Source organism: Methylophaga sp. OBS3 (assembly GCF_026319325.1).
GTDB lineage: Bacteria > Pseudomonadota > Gammaproteobacteria > Nitrosococcales > Methylophagaceae > Methylophaga.
Map to the genome: position 1 here is coordinate 15,111 of NZ_JAPDMU010000001.1, position 25,001 is coordinate 40,111.

General features: G+C 45.7%; 28 protein-coding genes. 3 read left to right on the top strand and 25 right to left on the bottom strand.

The genetic code is table 11. From position 1 onward, the window contains the following. The first annotated feature begins 7 nt into the window (after nucleotides 1-7). Nucleotides 8-1,891 carry a putative bifunctional diguanylate cyclase/phosphodiesterase gene (locus OMP94_RS00085; RefSeq protein ID WP_266274685.1) on the top strand — a complete coding sequence of 628 codons (1,884 nt, stop codon included), beginning with the start codon at nucleotides 8-10 and terminating at the stop codon, nucleotides 1,889-1,891. Here OMP94_RS00085 and OMP94_RS00090 read toward each other — a convergent pair. From OMP94_RS00090 to OMP94_RS00205, 24 genes are all read right to left on the bottom strand, one after another. Further along, the gene (locus tag OMP94_RS00090; RefSeq protein ID WP_266274687.1) at nucleotides 1,888-2,262 is read right to left on the bottom strand and encodes a DUF2802 domain-containing protein; all 375 of its coding nucleotides are present in this window, start codon (nucleotides 2,260-2,262) and stop codon (nucleotides 1,888-1,890) included. The two genes, OMP94_RS00085 and OMP94_RS00090, sit on opposite strands and share 4 nt — an antisense overlap. Before the next feature lie 23 nt (nucleotides 2,263-2,285). Further along, nucleotides 2,286-2,465 (bottom strand): hypothetical protein, encoded by a 180-nt coding sequence (locus tag OMP94_RS00095; protein ID WP_266274689.1) that lies wholly within the window; start codon nucleotides 2,463-2,465, stop codon nucleotides 2,286-2,288. A 6-nt stretch (nucleotides 2,466-2,471) separates the two neighbouring features. Then, nucleotides 2,472-2,948, bottom strand: coding sequence for a chemotaxis protein CheW (locus OMP94_RS00100; RefSeq protein ID WP_266274691.1), 477 nt, complete (start codon nucleotides 2,946-2,948; stop codon nucleotides 2,472-2,474). Between the two features lie 93 nt (nucleotides 2,949-3,041). After that, nucleotides 3,042-3,656 (bottom strand): chemotaxis protein CheW, encoded by a 615-nt coding sequence (locus OMP94_RS00105; protein WP_266274693.1) that lies wholly within the window; start codon nucleotides 3,654-3,656, stop codon nucleotides 3,042-3,044. Further along, nucleotides 3,649-4,446 carry a ParA family protein gene (locus OMP94_RS00110; protein ID WP_266274695.1) on the bottom strand — a complete coding sequence of 266 codons (798 nt, stop codon included), beginning with the start codon at nucleotides 4,444-4,446 and terminating at the stop codon, nucleotides 3,649-3,651. Before OMP94_RS00110 ends, OMP94_RS00105 begins: the two co-directional genes overlap by 8 nt. Continuing rightward, a complete protein-coding gene (gene motD, locus OMP94_RS00115; protein WP_266274697.1) occupies nucleotides 4,443-5,354 on the bottom strand; it encodes a flagellar motor protein MotD in 912 nt (303 codons plus the stop codon). Before motD ends, OMP94_RS00110 begins: the two co-directional genes overlap by 4 nt. A 2-nt stretch (nucleotides 5,355-5,356) precedes the next feature. Continuing rightward, complete coding sequence (locus OMP94_RS00120; RefSeq protein ID WP_266274699.1) at nucleotides 5,357-6,097, bottom strand: flagellar motor protein; 741 nt, start codon at nucleotides 6,095-6,097, stop codon at nucleotides 5,357-5,359. Nucleotides 6,098-6,104: 7 nt separating this feature from the next. Continuing rightward, nucleotides 6,105-7,127, bottom strand: coding sequence for a protein-glutamate methylesterase/protein-glutamine glutaminase (locus OMP94_RS00125; RefSeq protein WP_266274701.1), 1,023 nt, complete (start codon nucleotides 7,125-7,127; stop codon nucleotides 6,105-6,107). Nucleotides 7,128-7,136: 9 nt separating this feature from the next. Then, nucleotides 7,137-9,116, bottom strand: a complete 1,980-nt coding sequence (locus OMP94_RS00130; RefSeq protein ID WP_266274703.1) for a chemotaxis protein CheA — start codon at nucleotides 9,114-9,116, stop codon at nucleotides 7,137-7,139. 12 nt (nucleotides 9,117-9,128) lie between these two features. After that, a complete protein-coding gene (locus OMP94_RS00135) occupies nucleotides 9,129-9,860 on the bottom strand; it encodes a protein phosphatase CheZ (RefSeq protein WP_266274705.1) in 732 nt (243 codons plus the stop codon). 18 nt (nucleotides 9,861-9,878) lie between these two features. After that, nucleotides 9,879-10,268: a chemotaxis response regulator CheY gene (gene cheY, locus OMP94_RS00140; protein ID WP_266274707.1), complete on the bottom strand. Its 390-nt coding sequence runs from the start codon at nucleotides 10,266-10,268 to the stop codon at nucleotides 9,879-9,881. 16 nt (nucleotides 10,269-10,284) lie between these two features. Beyond that, nucleotides 10,285-11,010, bottom strand: coding sequence for an RNA polymerase sigma factor FliA (locus tag OMP94_RS00145; RefSeq protein ID WP_416240440.1), 726 nt, complete (start codon nucleotides 11,008-11,010; stop codon nucleotides 10,285-10,287). Between the two features lie 6 nt (nucleotides 11,011-11,016). Continuing rightward, complete coding sequence (locus OMP94_RS00150; RefSeq protein WP_266274711.1) at nucleotides 11,017-11,889, bottom strand: MinD/ParA family protein; 873 nt, start codon at nucleotides 11,887-11,889, stop codon at nucleotides 11,017-11,019. Further along, on the bottom strand, nucleotides 11,882-13,078 hold the full coding sequence (flhF, locus tag OMP94_RS00155) for a flagellar biosynthesis protein FlhF (RefSeq protein WP_266274713.1): 1,197 nt from the start codon (nucleotides 13,076-13,078) through the stop codon (nucleotides 11,882-11,884). The genes OMP94_RS00150 and flhF overlap by 8 nt, the downstream gene beginning before the upstream one ends. Nucleotides 13,079-13,090: 12 nt before the next feature. Then, nucleotides 13,091-15,172 (bottom strand): flagellar biosynthesis protein FlhA, encoded by a 2,082-nt coding sequence (flhA, locus tag OMP94_RS00160; RefSeq protein WP_266274715.1) that lies wholly within the window; start codon nucleotides 15,170-15,172, stop codon nucleotides 13,091-13,093. 3 nt (nucleotides 15,173-15,175) lie between these two features. Then, complete coding sequence (flhB, locus tag OMP94_RS00165) at nucleotides 15,176-16,315, bottom strand: flagellar biosynthesis protein FlhB (RefSeq protein ID WP_266274717.1); 1,140 nt, start codon at nucleotides 16,313-16,315, stop codon at nucleotides 15,176-15,178. Beyond that, nucleotides 16,308-17,090: a flagellar biosynthetic protein FliR gene (gene fliR / locus OMP94_RS00170; protein ID WP_266274719.1), complete on the bottom strand. Its 783-nt coding sequence runs from the start codon at nucleotides 17,088-17,090 to the stop codon at nucleotides 16,308-16,310. The genes flhB and fliR overlap by 8 nt, the downstream gene beginning before the upstream one ends. Before the next feature lie 3 nt (nucleotides 17,091-17,093). Next, nucleotides 17,094-17,363: a flagellar biosynthesis protein FliQ gene (gene fliQ / locus OMP94_RS00175; protein ID WP_266274721.1), complete on the bottom strand. Its 270-nt coding sequence runs from the start codon at nucleotides 17,361-17,363 to the stop codon at nucleotides 17,094-17,096. 1 nt (nucleotide 17,364) lies between these two features. Then, nucleotides 17,365-18,096, bottom strand: coding sequence for a flagellar type III secretion system pore protein FliP (gene fliP, locus OMP94_RS00180; protein WP_266274723.1), 732 nt, complete (start codon nucleotides 18,094-18,096; stop codon nucleotides 17,365-17,367). Then, nucleotides 18,096-18,503: a flagellar biosynthetic protein FliO gene (gene fliO, locus OMP94_RS00185; protein ID WP_266274725.1), complete on the bottom strand. Its 408-nt coding sequence runs from the start codon at nucleotides 18,501-18,503 to the stop codon at nucleotides 18,096-18,098. The genes fliP and fliO overlap by 1 nt, the downstream gene beginning before the upstream one ends. Next, the gene (gene fliN, locus OMP94_RS00190) at nucleotides 18,500-18,970 is read right to left on the bottom strand and encodes a flagellar motor switch protein FliN (RefSeq protein WP_266274727.1); all 471 of its coding nucleotides are present in this window, start codon (nucleotides 18,968-18,970) and stop codon (nucleotides 18,500-18,502) included. Before fliN ends, fliO begins: the two co-directional genes overlap by 4 nt. Continuing rightward, nucleotides 18,967-19,989 (bottom strand): flagellar motor switch protein FliM, encoded by a 1,023-nt coding sequence (gene fliM / locus OMP94_RS00195; protein ID WP_266274729.1) that lies wholly within the window; start codon nucleotides 19,987-19,989, stop codon nucleotides 18,967-18,969. Before fliM ends, fliN begins: the two co-directional genes overlap by 4 nt. Nucleotides 19,990-19,991: 2 nt before the next feature. After that, nucleotides 19,992-20,498, bottom strand: coding sequence for a flagellar basal body-associated FliL family protein (locus OMP94_RS00200; RefSeq protein ID WP_266274731.1), 507 nt, complete (start codon nucleotides 20,496-20,498; stop codon nucleotides 19,992-19,994). A gap of 48 nt (nucleotides 20,499-20,546) precedes the next feature. Continuing rightward, entirely contained in the window at nucleotides 20,547-20,945 is a 399-nt protein-coding gene (locus tag OMP94_RS00205) for a flagellar basal body-associated FliL family protein (protein WP_266274733.1), read from the bottom strand. An 85-nt stretch (nucleotides 20,946-21,030) separates the two neighbouring features. Between OMP94_RS00205 and asd the strand changes: the two genes are divergently transcribed. Beyond that, nucleotides 21,031-21,915: an archaetidylserine decarboxylase gene (asd, locus tag OMP94_RS00210; RefSeq protein ID WP_266274735.1), complete on the top strand. Its 885-nt coding sequence runs from the start codon at nucleotides 21,031-21,033 to the stop codon at nucleotides 21,913-21,915. A gap of 70 nt (nucleotides 21,916-21,985) precedes the next feature. Here the strand turns inward: asd and zwf are convergent, their stop codons facing one another. Beyond that, on the bottom strand, nucleotides 21,986-23,455 hold the full coding sequence (zwf, locus tag OMP94_RS00215) for a glucose-6-phosphate dehydrogenase (RefSeq protein WP_266274737.1): 1,470 nt from the start codon (nucleotides 23,453-23,455) through the stop codon (nucleotides 21,986-21,988). Nucleotides 23,456-23,531: 76 nt separating this feature from the next. On the opposite strand from zwf, the gene glgA reads away from it, so the two are divergent. Then, nucleotides 23,532-24,992, top strand: coding sequence for a glycogen synthase GlgA (glgA, locus tag OMP94_RS00220; protein WP_266274739.1), 1,461 nt, complete (start codon nucleotides 23,532-23,534; stop codon nucleotides 24,990-24,992). Nucleotides 24,993-25,001 lie beyond the last annotated feature (9 nt).

Consider the following 25,001-nt stretch of genomic DNA (forward strand, 5'->3'; position numbering starts at 1 on the left):
ATTTTCATTGGCAAGTCAATGTCCGGATGCTGATGATAACGCCGTGGATGAAGCGCCAATACTTAAACGGGAAGTGTCGACAGTGAAAGCTGTAACGACAGATGCGCCGTTAACAACAGCGGATGTTTCACATTTGCTGGATAAAACCATCTTGTTGGCTGGTGATAACGCCGCGGATTTGGTGTTCCTGCAAACTATGCTGTCATTGAGCGGCTTTCGTCGGGTATTTGTTGCTAATGGTGCTGATGATTTGATGCTGGCTATGCGGCATGCTATCAACCAAGAAAAATGTGACATCGATCTCGTTATCCTCGATACCCAGCTAAGTGGTATTACCCCCCAAGATTTACGTTTAACCCTTGATCAATTTGATGAGTGGCGATTAATTCCCATTATCGCGCTGCGTGCCCAATCACAATGGGACCATGCACAAATCCTGACAGATTTAGGCCATGGTGTGACGAGCCTCTTATATCGTCCATTGACTGCTGAAAGCTTGCCGCCAACAGTGATGACAGCTTTGGCGGTCAAACAAGAGCGTGATCTGACCTACCAGAAGCAACAACAAATCGAAGATGAAAATGCGCAGTTAAAAGTGATGGAAGCGCGTTTACAGTTTTCGGTCAATCATGATGATTTAACTGGACTCGCCAACCGACGGCGTTTGGAACATGCACTTGAACTTAGCCTGACTCAAGTTCGACATTTTCATACATCGAGTGCTTTGTTTTACATTGATCTTGATAGCTTTAAGGTACTCAATGATGCCGAGGGACATGAAGCTGGCGACAATTTGTTAGTTCAAGTCGCTAATTCACTGAGGCGTTTCTTTAAAGTGCAAGATACGCTGGTGCGAATTGGCTCAGATGAGTTTGCGGTATTAGTCGATAACCTTGATAGACAAACGGCATTAAATCGCGCTGAGGGCTTAAGAAACCTATTTGATGGTTATAGTTTTGAACATCATGGTCATCAATATCATTTGTCAGCCAGTATCGGGGTTAAATGCATTACTGATAGTGACAAAACTACCGTAGGTGAAGTGTTATCACACGCTAATCAAGCCTGTTATACCGCGAAAAAACGGGGAAGAAATAGGGTCCATGTTTATAGTCCTGAAGATCGTGAAATGCATACACTGCGGCACAGCGTTGAGTGGGCACCAAGAATTCGCGCTGCTTTAAAGCAAGGTCACTTTATCCTCGCGTTTCAACCCATTTACGGTTTGTCAGAGGAGCGAGTGAATCATTACGAATGTTTAATTCGTATGCGTGGCGACGATGACACTTTGTATTACCCGAATGATTTTATTCCTGTCGCTGAAGCAATGGGCTTAATTCATCAAATTGATCTTTGGGTGGTGAATCGAGCGTTTGATTTAATGCGAACCCTACCAAATGATATTTCTGTTGCAATTAACTTGTCGGGAAATATTTTCCTAGATCAGAACTTATATCCGCTGGTGAAGCGCAAGTTAGCAGAAACGGGCATTGATCCATCACGGATAGTCTTTGAGATTACCGAAACATCTGCAATTTCAAATTTTGAACAATCTAAAAAAATGGTGATTCGCCTGCGAGAATTAGGTTGCCGTTTTGCTTTAGATGACTTTGGCGCTGGTTTTAACTCTTACAGTTACCTAAAACATTTCCCAGTCGATATTTTGAAGATTGATGGTGGTTTTATTATCGATCTTGATAATGATCCAGTTGATCAGCTACTTGTGAAGTCGATGATTGATATTGCCCATAGTCTGGGCAAAAAAGTTGTTGCTGAATATGTTGAGCGGGCCAGCACTATGTCGCTGCTTAAAGCCTATGGCGTTGACTTTGTTCAAGGCTACCTCATTGGTAAACCGCAAGCCGGTTTACCCAGTCCTGAAGACGTTTAATGTAACTCACCGCCGGGCTGTTGTAGACCATGCAGGCGACTGATTAATCTCGCTTCTTCATCACTAAGATTACAGTTATCCACGATTTGATCGACACTCACGCCTTTACGTGCAAGGCGAATAGCATGCTCATAACCTTGCTGGCGGCCTGTGCCAACATCCAGTGTATTTTGCTGCTCTTTGAGTTTATTGAGCGTTTGCTCAAATTTTACGACACGTTCATCAGCGCCTACAGCCGCCGCACATAATCCAGCAAGTTGTTGTTCCAGTGCGATGATCTGTGCACTTTGGGCTTTATGCAGACGATAAAAACGCATGGCCATTAAGCCGATTAAGACTAAAGTCAAGCCAAGTAAACTGTATATCAACATATCAACGCTCCCATTTGGCGTGATCACACATATTCATCAATCAGGTTTTCTGGTGGTCGCCGTTTTGGCGGCGGCTTTTTTTCCTCGGCTGTTGGTTTATCCCGAGGTGGGGTGTCAGGTTTTTGGCGATGATCGTCAGCTGAGGGATCAATCGGCAAACCCGGACTTAATGGCTGCGTCGGTCCAATTTCGTCGGCAGCCATAATGCATTAGTAACTTGCTAAGTCAGCGATTTCATCATCGCTGAGTAGTTTGTTAACATCGACTAGTATCAGTAATGATTTATCGCGACTACACACACCTTGGATAAACCGCGAACTGTCATCACTACTCACATTAGGGGCTGAATCGATTTCTGACTGGTGTAAGTAAACCACTTCAGTGACTTTATCGACCAACATGCCGACAACATTGCCTGCGACTTCAACGATAATGATTCTTGAAGCATCATCAGGCTCAATGCTTGGCAAGTTAAAGCGGCGACGTGCGTCAATCACTGTGACTACATTGCCGCGTAAATTAATAATACCGAGTACATAATCAGGCGCACCGGGTACCGGTGCAATTTCTGTCAGGCGCAGTACTTCCTGCACTTGAATGACATTAATGCCATAAGTTTCATCTGCCAGATGATAAGTGACCCACTGTAATACGGGATCGGTTATTGCGTTATCTTGTTCGCTCATCAGTTTAGTCCTTAGCCAATCAGTTTCTGACTGTCGCCAATTTTATGACATTCATAACTGAAAATATTAATGCACGCTTTGTGCCAGCTTAAATTATAACGCTTTGAGTAGTGCGGGTAAGTCCAGAACATGGGTTAAACCAGAGAGTAGGGTGCCAGAGAACCATGGTCTTTGACCGGGTTGGCGCCATTTGCAATCTTCTTCTGTGATGGTCATGACTTTTTTGACGCTAGTGACTGCAAGTCCCCAGCGTTTATCATCAACTAACAAAATATAACGAGCTGGGCGCTGGTCTTGTGATTCTGGCTGTAATACCACCGATGGGTCCACTACTTGGGTATGTAAGCCGGGCTGGCTTAATAATCCAATGTAATGGGCAGGTTTATCGGCAATTTTATGTAGAGGTGTTTCAGGCCACTTTTCGATGCCATTGAGTTGTTCAAGTGGCAGCGCAAGTGAGATGCCTTGAACTTCGAAAATCAGTGCCTGAAATGGCGTGCTGATGGTCGGTTCAACAGGCGCTGATTCTTCAGACTGTTGATCATTAATGACCTCAGGGGGATCTATAACTACGTCAGTTGTTAAGGGAATACTTGGCGCTGGAGACGTCTCAACTAATTCATTAGTTGTAATGCTTTCGTTCAGCATATCTTGAAGATACTGCTGTAAGGCATCTTGATGATCTAATAAACGTTTTGGTTCAGACATAAGCTTGCGCCACAGTTTGTTCTGTTGTCTTTTGCAAATATTTTAGCAAGCTTGAATAGGCTTCGCTCCCACGTGACTCCGGCGCGATAATCGGTAATGGAATACCGGCTTTGCTGGCATCACGAAAGCGTGTGTCTTCCGGAATATTTTGTGGCCATATCGCGTCAGGATATTGCATCTGTAATTGCAGTAAACTCTGGTTGGCTGCACGTGTCCGTTTATCGTACATCGTTGGCACAATCACATAAGGAATTTTTTGCCGGCGGGAATGATTAATCATTGCCATGGTATGCAGCATCTTCTCTAGGCCTTTAATGGCTAGAAATTCTGTCTGTACCGGGATTAATAGTTTGTCACAGGCTGCGAGGGCATTAATCATCAAAACCCCGAGCATGGGGGGACAGTCAATCAGCACGTATTCAAAACGATCTTGTAGATGTTGCAACGTTTGTTTGATGACCAAACCCTTGCCACTTTGTACGCCGAGTTGTCGGTCTAATGTCGCCATTGCGGTTGCCGCTGGCAACAAAAATAAATTGGGTACCCGTGTTTTCTTGAGTGCTTGCAAAATAGCGCTATTCGGATTGCTGTCTAACTGTTGAAACAGCGTGTAAATACTGCTTTCAAGTTGGTCTGGGTCGTAGCCAAGATAGGTGGTTAATGAACCATGTGGATCCATATCAAGCACTAAGGTGCTATGACCTTTTTGGGCCAATATGCTGGCCAGGCTAATAACGCTTGTTGTTTTACCCACACCACCTTTTTGATTGGCGACAGCCCAGACAATCATGGCGTTTCACCATCAATTAGTGTGTCTATCGGCGATTCAATCGGGTTGATAATATCCGGTAAGGTAATGATGTCATCGTCATTGAATACATCTATGTTGCGGCGGCTTTCTGTGCCACCCAAAATAACAAGAACAACACGGCGATTTTTTTGGCGACCTTCTTCAGTACTGTTATCAGCGATGGGTTTGAATTCACCATAACCAATAGCTGCCATGCGCTCCGGATCGATGCCATAGCGGCCTAATAAATTAACCACGCTGGCGGCACGAGAAGCTGATAATTCCCAGTTTGAGGGAAAGCGTGGCGTGCTTATCGGAATATTGTCAGTAAAACCTTCAACTTGAACCGGGTTGGTGCCAGCAACCAAAACATCGGCAATCTGACCAATGACGGGCACGGCTTCATTTGCCAGTCTTGTTTCGCCGCTACCAAATAAAAAGTTGGATTTGATTTCAACTTCAAGCCAACTTTCGCCTTGTTTTATAATCACATCTTCATTTTCAATCAATATCGAAAGCGCACTGGTCAGTTGTTCATTAAGTTGATCAAGTGTTTGTGCTTCAGGCCCGGATCCATCGGTACCGGTGTCAATATCAACAGGCTCAGGCTTTTGTGGTATCTCAGGTAATTCGATTTCATAGTAGGTATTATCGGGGGCACTTGGTTGTGCCAAAACAGGACCTTCACCGCGGCTTAACTCACCCACCTGAATCGGATCTACACTGCGGTTAGGGCTGGTAAAAACACTTTCCAGTGTTTCTGACAAAACACGGTATTTGCCTTCATTCACTGAGGAAATGGCGTACATCACCACAAAGAATGCAAAGAGCAGGGTGATGAAGTCAGCATAAGAAACTAACCAACGTTCGTGATTTTCGTGCTCTTCGTGTTTTTTACGCCGTGCCATATTTAGCCCAAGTAGGCCTGCAAACGGCTCTCAATATTTCGTGGATTATCACCATCAGCAACACTGATGAGTCCATCAATCAGCATCATCTGTAGTTCAGAGCGACGTTGAATTAACGTTTTAAGCTTATTACCGATGGGTAAAAATAATAAGTTAGCGAAGCCAACACCATAGATGGTTGCCACGAATGCAACCGCAATACCTGAACCGAGGGATGAGGGATCGGCAAGGTTACCCATTACATGAATCAGACCTAATACCGCACCCAAAATACCAATTGTTGGGGCATAACCACCCATAGCTTCATAAACTTTGGCTGCAGCGAGATCGCGAGTTTCCATTAAATCGAGATCAGTTTCCAAAATCTCACGAATCAGTTCACCTTCAGCACCATCTGCGATTAATTGCAGACCTTTTTGGGTAAATAAATCGCTTTCTTCTAAGGCCAAGCTTTCTAGTTTTAGTAGCCCTTCACGACGAGCAACTTGATTCCATTCTAGAATTTTGGCTAATAAAGTGTCAGCCGACTGCACGGGCGGTTTGAATACCCAACTGGTAATTTTCAATGCCCGCATAAATGTTTTCATCGGGGTTTGTAGCATCACCGCACCAATAGTACCGCCCAGTACAATCAGTAATGCAACAGCATTGAGGATAGTCTCGAGGTGACCACCTTCAAGATGCTGGCCAACGACGATAGCGCCGAAGCCTAATAAAATGCCGAGAATGCTGAGAATATCCATAATTCGATTACATCGCCGCTAATTGGTGACCAATATCGTTTAAGGCCAGAATTTTATCGGCTACACCGGCCTTGGCTACCGCCATAGGCATGCCATAGATAGTGCTTGTTTGTTGATCTTGTGCCCATACGCTACCGCCCAAAGCATGCATTTTTTTACTACCTTCACAGCCATCAGAGCCCATACCAGTCAAAATGATAGTTAACGTGCTGGCAGGACAAATTTTGCTTACAGAAGTTAGTGTCACATCAATGCTAGGTTTATAGGTTTCGGCTTCGTTGCCACGTTCAATTTGTAAATAAAGTCGCCCAGTGCGACCTTTGAGTTCTAATTGATTACCCCCTGGAGCGAGGTAAGCGACACCTGCCTCCAGCGTATCATTGTTTGCCGCTTCTTTGACTCTTATCTGGCATTGACTGTTAAGCCTTTCAGCAAATGAGGGTGTAAAGGTGGCAGGCATATGCTGCAATAAAATGATCGGGTAGGGAAAGCTCGCAGGTAACTGACTTAATACTTTTTGCAGAGCGACTGGCCCCCCAGTAGAGGTACCTATCACGACGAGGTCGAGTTTTTTGTGAGTGCGTGATGCTGTGTTTGCTCTGGCAGTGCTTTCATTATTGAGATGAGCTGCTTGGCTAGGGCGAGCATTAGTGACCAACTCATAAATACGATCACATAGCTTTTTTTGAGACTCTGCTAGATTTTCAAATCGTTTAGGCAGAAAGTCCATCGCACCGGCTTCAAGGGCATCGAGAGTGGCTTTTGCTCCTTCTGTTGTCCAAGTAGACAACATCAACACTGGCGTTGGCCTGCGGCGCATAATTTGCCTAACCGCAGCAATGCCATCCATCACCGGCATTTCAAGATCCATGGTGATGACATCTGGGCGATGTGTGCTAGCTAATTCAACGGCTTCCTTACCATCTGAAGCGGTAGCAACAACTTCAAGCCGGGGATCATCATTAATGAAGTCGGTCAGGCGTCGCCGAAAAAATGCTGAATCATCAACAATGAGAACTTTTACTGTCACGCTATTCCTTTAGTATCCGCGGTGGGCATAGGCTGCCATGAGTTCTGGAAAGTCCAGAATCAGCGCTATACGGCCGTCACCGGTAATAGTCGCGCCAGCGAGTCCTTTAGTCCCATGCAGCAATGCACCCAATGGTTTGATAACCACTTCTTCTTGTCCAATCAACTGGTCAACAACAAAACCAACCTTTTGTGTACCGACATTCACAATAACAACATGTTCGGTTTCTGGTTTTTCAACGTCACCAATGTCACGTGTTAACCATTTTCTTAAATAGAATAGCGGTAAGGCTTTATTCCGAACCATGACAGTTTGTTGACCATCAACAGTATTGGTTTTTCGTAGGTCGAGATTAAAGATTTCATTAACGCTGACTAATGGGAAAGCGAAAATTTGGTTTCCTAACATCACCATCAGTGTTGGCATGATTGCCAAGGTCAATGGGACTTTAATAGATAGAATTGTGCCTTTGCCAACCTCAGATTGAATATCAATCACACCATTTAATTTGGCAATACTGGTTTTAACAACATCCATACCGACGCCGCGGCCAGAGATGTCTGAAATCTCTTGTTTCATCGAGAAGCCGGGGGCAAAAATCAACGCAAAACACTCTGACTCAGTAAGGCGCGATGCGGCATCTTCATCCATCATGCCTTTTTCAACAGCTTTACGACGCAGTATTTCTGGATTCATACCGGCACCATCATCAGAGATGGTGAGTAAAATATGATCACCTTCCTGAGCGGCCCCTAAGATGATTTCACCCGTTCTTGGCTTGCCAGCGGCTTCACGAACATCCGGCATTTCAATGCCGTGATCGACTGCATTACGAACTAAATGCACTAATGGGTCAGCAAGTGCTTCAACCAAGTTTTTGTCTAAATCGGTTTCTTCACCACGCAGTTCGAGATTGATATCTTTTTTCAGGTTACGCGCCAAATCTCGGACAACCCGTGGGAAACGACCAAAAACCTTTTTGATCGGCTGCATACGGGTTTTCATAACTGCTGTTTGCAGATCCGCAGTGACGACAGCCAGATTATTGACGGCCTTAGCCATTTCTTCATCTTCAAAAGCGGCTTCGAGCGTATTAATGCGGTTACGAACTAAAACCAGTTCGCCAACCATATTCATAATTTCATCTAGTCGCGCGGTATCAACACGCACACTGGTTTCAGCAGCAGGAGCTGCCGGCTTAGCTGGTGCTGCTTTATCTTTTGCGGCTGGTTCAGCACTTGGCGCAGGAGTAGGGGGTTCCGCTTTAACTGCCTCGACTTTAGGCTCTGGTTTCGGCGCAGGAGCGGGTTGTGCTGCGGCTTTCTTACCTTGTAATTCATCTAGGAGTGCTTCGAATTCCTCCTCAGTCATCTCATCATCAGCTGCAGCTGAGCTCGAGCTTGCAGGTGGTTCAGGAGTAGCAGGTTGTGATGCACTGCCGGGAGCATTATTACCGTGTAACTGGTCAAGTAGTGCTTCAAACTCGTCATCGGTAATATCATCACTCGCGCTTGCTGAGATCTCAGCTGCCGGTGCTTCAATAACTGGCTCTGGTTTTGGCGGTGGAGGCGGCGCAGGTTGCGCGGCTGGAGCTGGTGCATCACCATCAAGATAAGATGACAAATGACTTAAGATCGCTGGATCAGCTGGGCTTGGAAACTCGCCACCTTTCACTTCGGCAAACATACCATTCAAGCTATCCAGGACCTTGAGGAAAGTATCCATCATGTCGGCGTCAACTTGACGCTCACCCTGACGCAGCAGATTAAAAACGTCTTCGCCTTTATGACACAAGGTAACCATGGCTTCTAAACTTAAAAAGCCAGCGCCACCTTTGATGGTGTGAAATCCCCGAAAGATCGCATTCAGCAGATCGCTGTCTTGCGGTTGCGACTCTAGGGCAACAAGTTGCTCATTGAGGCCATCGAGGATTTCCTCAGCCTCAACCATAAAGTCCTGGAGAATTTCATCATCAGTATCCAGCGCCATACTCGCTTTCCTTTAGAAGCCGAGACTCGACAATAAGTCGTCGACATCATCCTGGTTGTTAACCACATTTGCCGGTTTATCTTTTTTGATTTGCGGCCCTTCGGCTTTCAAGGGATCAACTTTTTCTGGGCTGGGGGCAGACTCGGGTTGACCAGCGAGTTTCACCAGTCTAATCAAGTTGTGTTCTACCTCTTCTACCAGTCCAATAACTTGCCGTAAAACTTGTCCAGTTAGATCCTGAAAACCCTGTGCCAGCGTTACTTCAGACAGATTGTGATGGATCTGACTGGCGTTCGTGCTGACCGACGGCAAGTAGGCTTCAATTTCACGACTTAATTTGCGAAATTCTTCAGCAGACATTTCACGATTACGAAAACGTTGCCAACTTGCATCAAGTTTAGCGGCAGTATTCTGTAATTCATTAGCGAGAGGTAAGGTTTCATCAATGAATCCCAAAGTTTTGTGAGCAGCGGCTTCCGTCGTTTCAATGACGTAATTAAGCCGATCACGCGTATCGGGCATTTCTTTTTGTGTTAAATCGACCAGACGACGATCGACTTTAAAATTATTCAATGCGTCGTGGAGTTCGCGGGTAAGTTTGCCAACTTCTTGAAAAAGTTCGGTTTCACGACTTTCGCTTAGTTTGGCAAGCTGCGTTTTTGCAGCAGCGTCGTCATCTTGTTCCAGCGCGGTTAACAAGGCGCGGGCGGCTTCTATTTGGGCCGCTTTCATTTCTGATCGCATAAGTCACCTTGTGTTAGCTTATTGGGCGTTAATTCGTTCGAAGATTTTTTCAATTTTTTCTTTCAAGGTTGCAGCGGTGAAAGGTTTGACAATATAGCCATTCACACCAGCTTGCGCTGCTTCAATGATTTGTTCACGCTTGGTTTCAGCGGTCACCATTAACACAGGTAATGTTGATAACTTTTCGTCTGCACGAACGGCTTTCAGCAAATCAATACCTTGCATGCCAGGCATGTTCCAGTCTGTTACCAAAAAGTCGATACCACCGGCTTGTAAAATCGGTAGGGCAGTCAAACCATCATCGGCTTCCTGTGTGTTGTGAAAGCCAAGATCCCGCAACAGGTTCTTGATAATCCGGCGCATTGTGGAAAAGTCATCCACAATGAGGATCTTCATATTTTTGTCCAAAGTCGTACTCCCAAAATCACTGTAACCAGTCGCGTAGTTTACCGCGTAGTCTCACCACTGTTTGACTGTGGATCTGACTGACTCGCGATTCGCTGACACCCAGCACTTCGCCAATCTCTTTTAAATTTAATTCTTCATTATAGTATAGGCTCATCAGCAGGCGCTCACGCTCTGGCAATGTATCGATTGCCTCGGCCAAAGCCTGTTGAAAGCCACTATTTTCAGTATCGGCCTCTGGTGAGTCTGGGACATCACCTAAACCTTCACTATCTGCTAATTGATTATCTGTCAGTTCATCAAGGCTAAATACCTGGTGGCCTGATGAGGCTTGTAATTGTTGATGATATTCCTCAAGGTCCAAACCCAGCGCCTTGGCAATTTCATTATCATGCGCAGGGCGACCTAATTGCTGCTCAAGCTGTTGCATTACTTCAGCAATTTCACGCGCTTTTCGATGCACTGAGCGTGGCGCCCAATCATTACGACGAATTTCATCAAGCATCGCGCCGCGTATACGAATGCCCGCATAAGTCTCGAAGCTTGCCCCTTGGCTGGCATTGTATTGGTGAGACGCATCAAGCAAACCGATCATGCCTGCTTGGATCAAGTCATCAATATCAACAGTGTGGGGGAGGCGAGCGATTAGGTGATAGGCAATCCGTTTAACCAACGCGCCATGCTGTTTGACCAGTTCAATCTGAGACTGGCCTCCGGCATATTGTTGATAAATAGATGCATTCATCATTGTTTAGGCGGTTTCCATGCTGGCTCGAATTAAGCGTTCAACAAAAAATTCCATGTGTCCACTGGGTGCTTTTTTCACTGGCCAGAACTCAATTTTCTTAGCCAAGTGCGTAAAGGCAGCAGCTGATTTACTGCGTGGCACATAATCAACAACACTTCGTTGTTTCTTGATAGCCCGGCGTAAATCTTCATCAAATGGGACAATGCCCATAAAGTCGAGCGTCACATCGAGAAAACGGTCACAAACTAAGGCAATTTTATCAAATAACTCACGGCCTTCCTGCACACTGCGCGTCATATTGGCAATGATATGAAAGCGCTCGACACCATGCTCACGGCTAAGTAATTTGATGAGGGCATAAGCATCGGTAATTGAGGCAGGTTCATCACAGACGACGACAATAACCTCTTGAGCTGCTCGGCTAAAGCTAATCACACTGTCAGCAATACCCGCAGCACTATCAATCAGTAACACATCAATGTGTTGTTCCAACTCACTAAAGGCCTGAATCATGCCGGCGTGTTCAGCAGGCGTAAGTTCAGCCATTTTTTTCACGCCAGAAGCGGCGGGGATAATCTGTAATCCAGCAGGCCCTTCAACCAAGATTTCACTCAATGTTTTGCTGCCATCTAACACATGCAGCAAGTTAAATTGCGGGTGGAGGCCAAGCATGACATCAATATTGGCAAGACCAAGATCGGCATCGAGCAATACAACTTGTTTACCTTGAGAAGCCAAGGCTACCCCAAGGTTTACGGTTACATTGGTTTTACCGACACCGCCTTTACCACTTGCAACAGCGATCACTTTAACGGGACGTGCCGTTTGTTGCATTTGGCGAAGGCCTGCGGCCTGATCTTGGGGTGCTTCAGCCATAGGCGGCAAAACCTCCGTAACTAGACACCGTATGAGGGTCTGGATTGTGTTGAGCAGACTGCATCAGTTCACTGGCTTGGTTAACCAAGCTGTTTGGACGAGCTAATGACAGATCCTCTGGAACTTGTTGGCCGTTGCAAATATAAGCCAATGGCAATTGATAACGAATCATTGCTGAAACGGCACCACCCAAGCTGCCAGCTTCATCTGTTTTGGTCAAAATACAGCCATCTAAATTTAAATGTGAGAATGCTGAGATCATATCATTGAGCGCACTGTTTTGTGTGGTCGCAGATAGGGTGAGTAAGGTACGAATTTTTGCAGTCTGCTGATGCAGCATGGCAAATTTTTCAGTGAGTCGCATATCACGTGGATTCATACCTGCAGTATCGATCAGGATAAACCGGCGATCAAGCAGATCACTCAGTGCTGTTGCTAATTCTTGGTGATTTTTAGCCACTCGAACTGGTACACCTAGGATACGGGCATACGTCCGTAACTGTTCTTGTCCCCCAATGCGATAACAGTCAGTGGTAATTAAGGCGACGTTTTTAGCACCATGCTTCAATGCACAGCGAGCAGCGATTTTTGCAATCGTAGTGGTTTTACCCACACCTGTTGGACCGACTAATGCAGTGATACCACCTTGTTCAATCATGTCGTGTTGTTGCAATGGGATTTGGGCGGCAAGGCGGCCTAGCGATTGACGCCATGCTGTTTCCAAATCATCAATACCTGCTGCTTGTGAAACCAATTGTTTTGCCAGTTCCACATCCGTACCCATATGAAGATGACGTTTTAACAACTGCATTTGCGTTGGGCTTTGGCGAGCCATGTCTTTCCACGTCAGATCTGACAGTTGGTTCTGCAACATATCGCGTAAGCCGGCAATTTCTTTACGCATCTGAACTAGCGTTGGTTCTTGCGACCAGATGTTTTCTTGGCGCGGTGCGCTAACTTGTGGTTGTCTTGGTTCTGGCTCTATCTCAACGCTCGGCGTTTCCTGACGAGATTGTGACACGGGTGCTTGACGACGAAATTGTGACTCGTCGTAATCAGTTGCTGCGACAATCTCAACACCACCATCGACCCGAGTATTCGACAGAATAACGGCATCAGGGCCCAATACATCGCGAACTTCGCGAATAGCCTGACGCACATCTGCAGCCTGGAAACGTTTTATTTTCATAGCCTAACCTCTCTAGCGGCCAACATTGGCGACAATACGAATCTGTTTGTCATCCGGTATTTCGTTATAGGAAAGGACATGTAGCCCAGGAATGGCGTGACGGATAAAACGAGAAATCCAACCACGTAAACCTGCCTGTACCACCAAAATCCCAGCTTCACCCGCCATTTCTTGGCGTTGTGCCGCTTCCTGTAAGTTACGGTGCATGTTTTCAGCAAGGCCAGGTTCGAGACTGGCACCACCTTCACCGGATGCTTGTAATGTTTTTAGCAATATTTGTTCCAGCTCAGGGTCAAGCGTGATGATTGGGAGGTCAGATTTTGTGCCATTGATGTGTTGGACGATAGAGTGAGCCAACGACATCCGAACGGCAGCGGTAATGGCTTCAGGATCTGGGTTACGCGCTGCTTGCTCAGAAATCGCTTCAGTAATCGTGCGAATATCACGAATGGGAATATTTTCTTGTAGCAGATTTTGCAGGACTTTTTGCACTGTACCGAGTGGAACTGTATCAGGTACCAAGCCCTCAACCAGTTTCGGCGCGATCTTGCCAAGGTTATCCAATAGATGTTGAACCTCTTCACGGCCCAAGAGATCGTGTGCATGGTTTTGCAAAATTTTACTGAGGTGTGTTGCCACAACGGTGTCAACGTCAACAACCGTATACCCTTGAGCTTGAGCGGTTTCACGTTGCGCAGAATCAATCCAAACCGCTTCTAAACCAAAAGCAGGATCATGGGTGTGGATACCATCTAACTGACCAAATACCTGACCGGGATTAATGGCAAGCATCCGATCTGGGTAGACTTCAGCTTCACCAAAAGTCACCCCAAATAAGGTGATGTGATAAGCGGTCGGGGAGAGATCAAGATTATCTCGGATATGAACTGGCGGAATTAAGAACCCCATTTCCTGAGAAATTTTCTTACGTATCCCTTTGATACGATTCATTAATTGACCCCCTTGGTTTTTATCAACCAATGGAATCAGGCGATAACCCACTTCAAGACCAATCGGATCAACAGGGCTAAGATCATCCCAACTAAGTTCACGTTGCTCTTTTGGTTGTTCGGCAGCCTCTGGTTTTTTGACTTCTTCAGCGGTGGCAACTTTTTGACGTTGTGACATTAACCAAGCACTACCACCACCAGCGCCAGCCAGTAGTAAAAACGGCAGGTTTGGCATACCTGGAATCATACCTAGGCCGCCAATAATGCCCGAGGTAATGGCTAAGGTTTTTGGTTCTTTAAATAACTGACCAAAAATCTGTTTGCCCATGTCTTGTTCGCTGGTTGAACGAGTGACCAGCAAGCCCGCTGCAGCAGCTAATAACAATGAAGGGATTTGGGCAACCAAACCATCACCAATGGTCAGTAAAGTGTAGTTATGCGCTGCTTCACCAAAGCTGAGACTGTGCTGTAGGGTACCGATGATAAGACCACCGATAATGTTGATAAACAGAATCAAAATACCGGCGACAGCGTCACCTCGGACAAACTTACTGGCACCATCCATCGAGCCGTAAAAGTCTGATTCCTGCATGATTTCTTCGCGTCGTTCACGTGCTTCATCTTGGGTAATCAAGCCAGCATTCAAATCGGCGTCAATCGCCATTTGTTTACCGGGCATAGAATCTAAGGTGAAACGAGCGCTGACCTCTGCAATACGTGTGGCGCCTTTGGTTACAACAACAAAGTTGATGATGACCAGAATGGCAAACACCACCAAACCGACGGCGTAGTTACCACCAATTACGAACGCACCAAAGGCTTCAATGACATCACCGGCTGATGCCGTCCCTGAATGGCCTTCGAGCAAAATGATTCGAGTAGAAGCCACGTTTAAGGCTAAACGTAGCAGGGTGGCAATTAAAAGAATGCTGGGGAAAGCTGCAAAATGCAGCGGTTTCAACACATAAACACTGGCGAGAACGATGACCAGTGATAATGCGATATTAAAAGTGAACAACATATCCAGCATGAAGGCTGGGAGTGGGATAACCACCATGGCCAGTAAGGCCACCAGTAACATTGGTGCGGCGACATTGCCGCTGAGCATGGAGCTAAAGCGGCGGCTCATGGTCATATTTTCCATTTACTACTCGTCTCGTCTGAGTTCGTCCGGTATCGGTAACTCCTCCGTATTCAAGTGCGGTTTATTTCCACCACGGTTGCGGTATCGACGCAGCTGGAATACAAAGGCCAGTACCTGCGCTACTGCAATATATAGACCAGATGGGATTTCTTCGCCGATTTCAGTGTTATAAAAAATAGCCCGAGCTAATGGTGGTGCTGACAATTGGGGTACATCATGACTCTGACCAACCATACGAATTTGCTGGGCAATCAGATCGGCACCCTTAGCAACTAGTACTGGTGCCCCTGATTTTGTTTGGTCATAACGCAGGGCTACAGCATAGTGAGTTGGGTTGGTAATAATCACGTCAGCCTTTGGTACGTCTTGCATCATGCGGGCTTGTGATAATTGAATTTGCATGCGACGGATACGGCCTTTGACCTCAGGACTACCGTCAGTTTCTTTATGTTCGTCTTTGACTTCTTGTTTTGTCATCTTCAATTGACGCTGATGATTCCATTTTTGGAAGGGAACATCGATCAGCACAATTAAAATTAAGCTGGCACAGATCGCCAAAAACCCCCACAACACGATGTAACCTAGCTCGGCCATGGCAGGGACGACTTCCTGACGACCAAGTGTCAATAATTGGTCACGAAATCCCCAAAGGATCAGCGTGCCGAAGAAACCCACCAATAAAAACTTACCCAGTGCTTTACCAAGTTCGACCAAACCTTGTGGGCCAAAAATACGTTTAAAGCCTTTTAGAGGGCTGAGCTTTTCCATTTTGACGCCCATGGCTTGGGCCGAAAAATTCCACCCCCCGATAAACGCGGGTGCCGCCAACGCAGCGATAGCGGTTGCTATCAAAAACAGTCCTAAGTCGAGCGCCATGATTTTTACTGCCTGCCAAAACGTATTGGCCATGGCATGAACATCAAACAACATGCTGCGGTCGAGTGAGAAGCCAAGCACCATGGTGTCGGTAAGGCTTCGTATTAAACCTTCACCAACAAAAAACATGGTCACGGCACTTACCATGAGTACCATCAGGGTAGTGAGTTCTTGGGAGCGGGGAACCTGGCCTTTTTCTCGCGCCTCCTGCAGGCGCTTGGCGGAGGGCTCTTCGGTACGTTCTTGACCGCTATCTTGCTCAGCCATTGCTTTGCACCAATTGACGGGTCATTTGCAGCATTTCTTCAGATAAATGAATCAGATGCTGACCAACTAGCGGCAATGTCACCAACATAATGACAAAGCCAAGAATAATGCTCATCGGGAAACCGATAGAGAACGGGCTAATTTGCGGGGCGGCGCGCGACAAAATACCAAACGCCAAATTGACCATGGTCAACGAACCAATAGCTGGTAAGGCAATTAACACCGCAGCTGCATACATCCAACTACCGAGTAGCGCGACATCCCGGAAAGAGTCGATTGCTAAGCCCCCCGCACCAATCGGCATCGTGATAAAACTCTCTGCCAACACCTGGATCAAAACAAGGTGACCATTAATGCTGACAAAAATCAGGCTGACAAAAATAAGGTAAAACTGACTGATAACAGGGACCGTTTGACCGTTTTGTGGGTCAACTAATGAAGCAAAACCAAGCCCCATCTGCATCGCAATAATTTGCCCGGCAATAATGAAGGCATTAAATAAAAGTTGCAGCATAAAGCCAATGCAAACCCCAATGAGAATTTGCTGAGCTATCAGTAATAAGCCTTCGGCACTGATGGCATTTACCTGCGGCATCGGCGTATTAATAGTTGGCACGACAACCATAGTGATAACTAATGCCAATAGCAGGCGAAAACGGGTATTGATGTAATTGGCACTGAAAATTGGTGCGGCCATTAACATGGCGCCAATACGGATAAACGGCCAGAAAAAGCTGCCGATAATACCGCTGAGTTCTGCCAGCGCGAAGTTCATAGCCTAACCAATAAGGTAGGGGATGTTTTCGAAGATACGCAGCGCATAATTGACGACCATATTCAGCATCCATGGTCCGGCAAACATCAGTACGAGAATGGTTACCAACAATTTTGGAATAAAGCTCAGCGTCTGTTCGTTAATAGACGTTGCTGCCTGAAACATACTGACTATCAAACCGGCGATGAGCGCTGGCATCAAAGTGACCAAGATCAACAAAATGATCACTTCCAAGGTTTGATGCATAACGGTGATGACGGTTTCAGGAGTCATATCAGATATAGAAACTTGACGCTAAGGTACCCATCAATAAAGCCCAGCCGTCGATTAATACAAACAGCATAAGTTTGAAAGGTAACGAAATAATCATCGGTGACAACATCATCATACCCATTGCCATTAAGACACTGGCAACCACCAAGTCGATGATGAGAAAGGGCACAAAAATCAAAAAGCCGATTTGGAAAGCGGTTTTTAATTCACTGGTGACAAAGGCTGGTAACAGCAAACTAAAAGGCACATCTTCCGCAGACTCTAGTGCCTCATAGCCACCAATTTCAGCAAATAACTCAATATCACTTTCTCGTGTCTGGGCGATCATAAAATCATGAAAAGGGCCACTGACGGCTTGAATTGCCTCAGTTGCTTCCATATCACCATCAAGATAAGGTCGAACACCATTTTCATAAGCACTGCCAAACACCGGGTGCATGATAAAAATCGTCAAAAATAACGCTAGGCCAATCAGAATTTGGTTAGATGGTGTGGATTGCACGCCCATCGCCTGACGCAGAATAGCCAGTACGATGATAATGCGAGTGAAAGAGGTCATCATCAATAACGCAGCTGGCAACAAGGTCAGCACGGTCATTAAAGCGAGAATTTGTAGCGTCAGTGAATAACTTTGGCCGCCATCTTCATTGGTGGTTAGGGTTAATGCCGGAATGCCCGGATCAGCCATGGCAAGCAGCGGGCTAAACAACAATAAAGCCAAAATAAAACGCATTACTTTTCTCGCTGCTGTTGTAAAAAGTGTTTGAGTTTGTCGGCAAATACAGGTGTTTGGTTATTTGCGTTCATATCTAAAGGGGTATCGAGCGTTTGCAGCAAGTTAACGTTTTGTGGAGTGACGCCCAATAATATTTGTTGATCACCAACTTGTACCAATACTGCTTTTTCTCTTGGGCCAAGGGGCAGGGCGGCAATCACCTTAAACTGTCTTTGACCCAAACCATGCCATTGTTGACTGCGTTTCATCAGCCACGCCATACCGGCAATTAATAGTAAGACAAGGATGAGGCCTAATAATGTTTGCAATAAGTTACCAGCATCAACACCGGGTGTCGGTGCCGCAGCCGTCTCAGCAACTGCGAGAACGGGCAAACTTAACAGGAGAGCAAACAGTTTTTTCATCGTAGCTTTTTAATACGTTCAGCAGGGCTGATGACATCGGTCAGACGAATACCGAACTTGTCATTAACGACAACCACTTCACCGTGAGCAATCAGCGTGTCATTAACCAAGACATCCATTGGCTCACCCGCCAGTCTGTCTAACTCAACGACAGAACCTTGGCTCAGTTGCAGTAAGTTGCGGATTGGAATTCGAGTACGACCGATTTCCATTGAAATCGTGACCGGAATATCCATCACCATATCTAAATTGACGTCACTGCGTGGTTTACCACTGTCATCTAGTTTGGTCATTGGGGCAGCTTTAGCATCGACTTTAGGCGCTGCATTTTGTGCTTCGCTGTCAGCTTGCTCTTCAAGTGCTGCAGCCCAGTCATCCTCTGCACTGCTATCAGTGACTTGTTCTTCTAATGCGGCAGCCCATTCGTCGGCCAGATCTTGGTCGGGTTGTTTAGTATCTTCACTCATTTTTGAGTTACCTTTTTCATCTGGTAATTAGGTGTCGGATCTTTAGGGTGTTCAATGATTTTGGTGATTTTTAATGCAGCTTTATCGTTGTGTTCACCGTAATTAGCACGAAACATCGGCACATCTTCAACCATGGCAACAAATTCATCAGCCATTTCAATAGGAATGATGTCGCCAGCCTTGAGGTTTCTGAGCTGTTCTAAGGTGAGTTTAGCCTGTGCTAACGTTGCTGAAAGTTGTACCTCAGCAATCATTAATTCTTCACGCATAGAGCGTCCCCAACGACCATCGTCAGCACTGCGATCACTTTGTAAACCGGTATCGAGTAGTTCACGAATTGGCTCTAACATGGAGTAGGGAAGCGTGATGTGTAAATCACCGCCACCACCATCTAACTCAATGTGAAAGGTTGAAATAACCACTACTTCACTTGGGCTAACAATATTGGCGAACTGAGGATTAACCTCGTGATTTACAAAGTCGAATTTTACCGGCATGACCGGCGACCAAGCTTCTGTTAGGTCTTCAAAACACAGATTTAAGACCATGCGAATAACGCGCAATTCGGTTGCGGTAAATTCTCGACCCTCGATACGAGCTGGGAAGCGACCCTCACCACCAAAATAGTTATCTAGTAGGGTAAATACCAGCTTGGGCTCAAACACGACAAGGCCAGTACCACGTAATGGGTGGAATTGAATGAGGTTCAAACTGGTGGGTACGAACAAAGTATGCACGTACTCAGAAAACTTCATCACTTGTACGCCACTTACCGAAATTTCGGCAGAGCGACGCAACATATTGAAGAGGCTGATACGTAGATAACGGCCAAAACGCTCATTAATCATTTCAAGCGTTGGCATCCGTCCACGAATGATTCGCTCTTCATTACCAAAGTCATAACGGCGCGGCTTACCATGCTCGTCGAGTTCGACTTTTTCGGTTTCAAGATCACCGTCGCCAAGCCCGTTTAACAGAGCATCGACTTCGTCTTGAGAGAGAATATCGTGAACGGCCATAGTTATTGCATTACCAGACTAGTGAAATAGACGGCTTCTAATTGTGTGACATTGCCGGTTAGGGTTGTAAGTTGTTGGTTGATGGTCGTTAACGTTGCATCTTGTAATGCACGTGTACCCTCAGTTGTACTCAATTCGTCATAATTTTGACTGTAAAACAACAATAGCAACTCATGAATAATGGCTGGCTCATGTAAAGCAAAAGCATCGATGACTTGTTGCTCTCGCGCCATTACTTTCATTTTGACTTGTAGGTAACGAACCGCATTATTGCTTTGCTGAGCAAAATTAATAATAAGTGGGTCACTGACTTCGTAATAGATAGGTGCAGCCTTTGGTGCTTCAGCGCTTTCAGTTGTTGCATCATCGTTAGCCGTGTCATCACCCATTAAAAAGAATGCAGCACCAGCGCCAACCAGTACCAGCACGATGACTGCAATAATCAGCACCAGCTTCTTTTTGCTTTTTGCTGGTTTGATTTCGATGTCGTCTTTTTGTTCTTCTGCCATGTGACTTGTCCTTTCAACTACATTAGTTAAAGCAATTAGCGTGCCTGATTATTGCCAAATGAAACCAGTGAAATAGACTGCTTCCAAATTACTGTTATTAATTTCTCGTACAAAAATCTCATTAATAACACTATAGGCTTCGAGTTGAAGTGCGTTTCTTCCCTCAAGGCTGCTAATGGTTTCCATGCTTTGATCAGCGAATAAAATCCGCAGGCTATCTTGAATCATCGGTAAATTTGTTTCGGCGTTTTGGATGATTTGTGGGTCGCTAGATTTCAAAGCGACTTTGATTTGCAGAAAGCGGGCTTTCTGTTCACTTTGCCGTAGAAAATTAATATTGAAGGGCTCTTGAATACGGTAATACTGGCTGGTTGCATCACCTTCGGCTGCCTGTATCGACAAACTAAACAGGCAAAACATCAGTAACACTATCAGTGGGTGCTTCATGGCTTGCTATACTCCTTGTCTGGCCGGGCTATCTTCAACTAAGCCCGATTATGACAAGCTTGGATTGCACACGAAAGGGGTTACCTTGCAACACGCACCTGATAAGGCTGCATCGACAGCCGACGCCACAGTCAAAGATAAATGGCTGACATTGCCACAGTACTTGATACCACAGCATGTTTTATCAACATTAATGCATCGTTTATGTCGTTGCCGATGGACGTGGCTAAAAAATATGATGATTCGTTCAATTATCAAACAATATCAAGTAGATATGTCTATTTCGCAGCAGCAAGATATTACGGCATTTGAGCATTTTAATGCGTTCTTTACGCGTTCATTATTGCCAGATGCAAGACCTATTGCAGCATCAGAATTGGTTTCCCCTGTCGATGGCCGTATTAGCCAGTTGGGTGATATTGTTGATGGTCGGATTGTGCAGGCAAAAGGGCAGGACTACAGCGTATTAGAGTTATTAGGTAATGATAATGCGATGGCGGCGCAGTTTAATGGTGGCCAGTTTGCAACGATTTATTTATCGCCACGTGACTATCATCGTATTCATATGCCTTGTGCCGGTAAGCTGACACACATGCGTTATATCCCCGGGAAATTATTTTCGGTTAACCCAAGAACCGTTCGAACGGTACCCAGAGTATTTGCTCGTAATGAGCGTTTAGTGACAGTTTTTGATACCGCATTTGGTCCTGTTGCCGTCATCTTAGTGGGCGCTATTTTTGTCGGCAGTATGCAAACTGTTTGGCATGAAGGTGAAATTACGCCGCCATATGGTAAGCAAATTCAAAACTGGCAATATCAGCCTGATGATGTCACTTTGGACAAAGGTGAAGAAATGGCCCGTTTCAACATGGGCTCAACGGTCGTGTTGTTATTACCTGAAGGGGCGCCAGCTTGGTTATCAACACTAGTGGCTGATAAAGCGATGGTGATGGGCGAAGCATTAAGTTAAGCAAACTTGCTTTAGCCAAAAACAAAAAAGCCGGCTTTCGCCGGCTTTTTTATTAGTCTTACTTTAATACTTAGACGTTATTACGCCATGCATGGCATGGGTTGTCTTGTAATTTAGAGACTTCTTCTGGGCCCCAAGTACCCGCTGGGTAGGTGGCAACGTGTGATTTATCTTGTGCCCATTTTTCTAAGACAGGATCAACCACTTTCCAAGCGAGGTTAACTTCATCTGAACGCAGGAACAGTGAACGATCGCCTTGAATGGCATCAAGAATCAACGCTTCATAAGCATCAAGTTTATGTTTGTTGTCTTCGTGTTCAACAGTCTCCAGGCCGACAGTGTGCGAGGTTAACTCCAGACCAGGCTGCTTAGATTGCAGCTCGATACGTAAAGTATTGTCAGGCTGTAAGCCCATCACAATCCAGTTTGCGTGGCTATCGCCAATGTCAGTGTCTTTGAACAATTCTTGAGGTGGTTTTTTGAAGCGAATCGCAATCATTGCTTTCGATTCAGGCATACATTTACCAGTACGAAGGTAGAAAGGAACACCTCTCCAACGCCAGTTATCAATGTAGATCTTCATCGCAGCATAGGTTTCGGTGACGCTGTCATTAGGTACTTCTTCGTCATCTAGATAACCAGGTACTGATTTACCGTTTACTTCACCGGCTGCGTACTGACCACGAAATGCGTGTTGGTCAACAGCATCAGTAGTGATTGGGCGAATGGCTTTGAGTACTTTTACTTTTTCGTCACGCAGTGATTCGTCACCTAAATCTGCTGGTGGCTCCATGGCAACTAAAGCCATAACTTGTAACAAGTGACTTTGGATCATGTCGCGTAATGCACCAGAGGTATCGTAATAACCGGCACGACCACCGACACCTTGCTGTTCTGCATGGGTGATTTGAACATGATCAATGTAGTTACGGTTCCAAAGTGGTTCCAACAATAGGTTGGCAAAACGGAATACAAAGATGTTTTGTACGGTACCTTTACCCAGATAGTGGTCAATCCGGTAAGTTTGTTGCTCGGTGAAGTTACGACGTAACGTTTGCTCTAATTCGTTAGCGCTTTTCTCGTCGTAGCCGAATGGTTTTTCAACAACTAAGTGGCGCCAGCCTTCGTCTTCTTTGTTTAAGCCAACGGTTGACAGTTGATCGCCAACTACGCCGAACAAAGACGGGCTGATTGATAAGTAGAAAACGATATTTTTCGAGAAGCCGTTTTGTGGATCATTTAGTTGATCCGCTAACACTTGGTAGCTAGCTGTATCGTTAATATCGTTTTGGAAGTAACTAACGCGGCTTAAGAATGTATCCAAAATGTTTTGGTCAACACCGCCACGGGCTTTAACTGAAACATATTCTGTTACCAGCGCATGCCAATCCTGTTGTGTGCTTTCCTTACGGCCCATACAAATGATTTTTGTTTCTGGGGTAAGGCGATTTTCAGCTTCCAGATGGTACAACGCTGGTAGCAGTTTCTTCTGTGATAGGTCGCCAGTGGCGCCAAAAATAATGATGGTACAAGGTTGCATGTTTTCTCCCGTTGCAGGCTGTGACTGTCGCCGTGAGCGTATATAATTCTCCAATTGTACAATTTTGGAGTTACTCGTGCGAAAAATTCTGTTTGCCAGTAGTGAAGTTACCCCGTTAATGAAAACCGGCGGACTGGCAGACGTCTCCGCGAGTTTACCAATAGCACTGCATGAACAGGCACAAGATGTGCGAGTTGTCATGCCCGCATACCGCAAAACCCTTCAACGCGTTGGTGATTATAAAAAAGTCGCCACGATTAAAGTGAATGCGCACTATGCGCCAGTTCATATTCTTGAAACCGTTTTGCCTGATAGTGATGTTATTTGCTGGTTGATTGATTCTCCAGATCATTTTGATCGCGACGCAGGGCCTTATGGTGATGAAAATGGTCATGACTGGGCAGATAATGCGGCGCGTTTTGCTTTATTCTGCCGCGCGGTAGTGGCGATTGCGCAGGATCAGGCTGGTTTGGATTGGCAACCTGATCTTGTGCATTGTAATGATTGGCAAACCGGCTTAGTGCCAGCACTGTTAAGTTTCCAGCAGCAACGGCCAGCGACGATATTTACTATCCATAATTTGGCTTACCAAGGCTTATTTAGTCGTGACGTGTTTGATATTTTGGATTTGCCAGATGCCTTGTGGCGTATGGAAGGTATCGAGTTTTATGGTCTGATGTCGTTTATGAAAGGTGGTCTGGCTTATGCCGACCATGTCACGACTGTCAGCCCGACTTATGCAGAAGAAATCTGTGAGTATGAGTTTGGTTACGGGCTTGAAGGCTTACTTCAGTGGTTAGCTGACGAAGGCAAACTGACGGGAATCGTCAATGGCATTGATACCAAGGTTTGGGATCCAGCCACTGATCCTGCTATCGAAAAAAATTACAGCGCAGCGACCATTCGTTTTAAAGCTGCCAATAAACAAGCGCTGCAACAATATTTCGGTTTACCGGATAGCCCAAAAACATTGATGATGGGCTTGGTCAGTCGTTTGGTTGCCCAAAAAGGTGTGGACTTATCGATTCAAGCTATCGACCGTTTGATGTCGGAAAATGCTGATATTCAATTGGTCTGTTTAGGAAGCGGTGAAGCAGGATTAGAGCAAGAACTTCGGGTGTTGCGTGCGCGTTATCCTGACCGTGTCGGTTTACAGTTTGGTTATGATGAAAACTTGGCACATCAAATCGAGGCGGGTGTTGATGTCTTTTTGATGCCCTCACGATTTGAACCCTGCGGTTTAAACCAGTTATACAGTTTGCGATATGGCACGTTACCGGTGGTTCGCAATACAGGTGGTTTAGCTGATACAGTCATTGATGCGACCGAAGACAATCGTAAAAACAATACTGCGACAGGCTTTATATTTTCAACAGCGACCAGCGACGCTTTGGTCGAAAAGTTATATGACGTTATCGCGCTTTACGAACATCCACGCCTTTGGCGTCGAATGATACTCACTGCAATGCTGCAGGATGTTAGCTGGGCAAAGAGTGCCAGCCGTTATCTGGATTTATATAAACAACTTACAGCATAAAAGGTTATC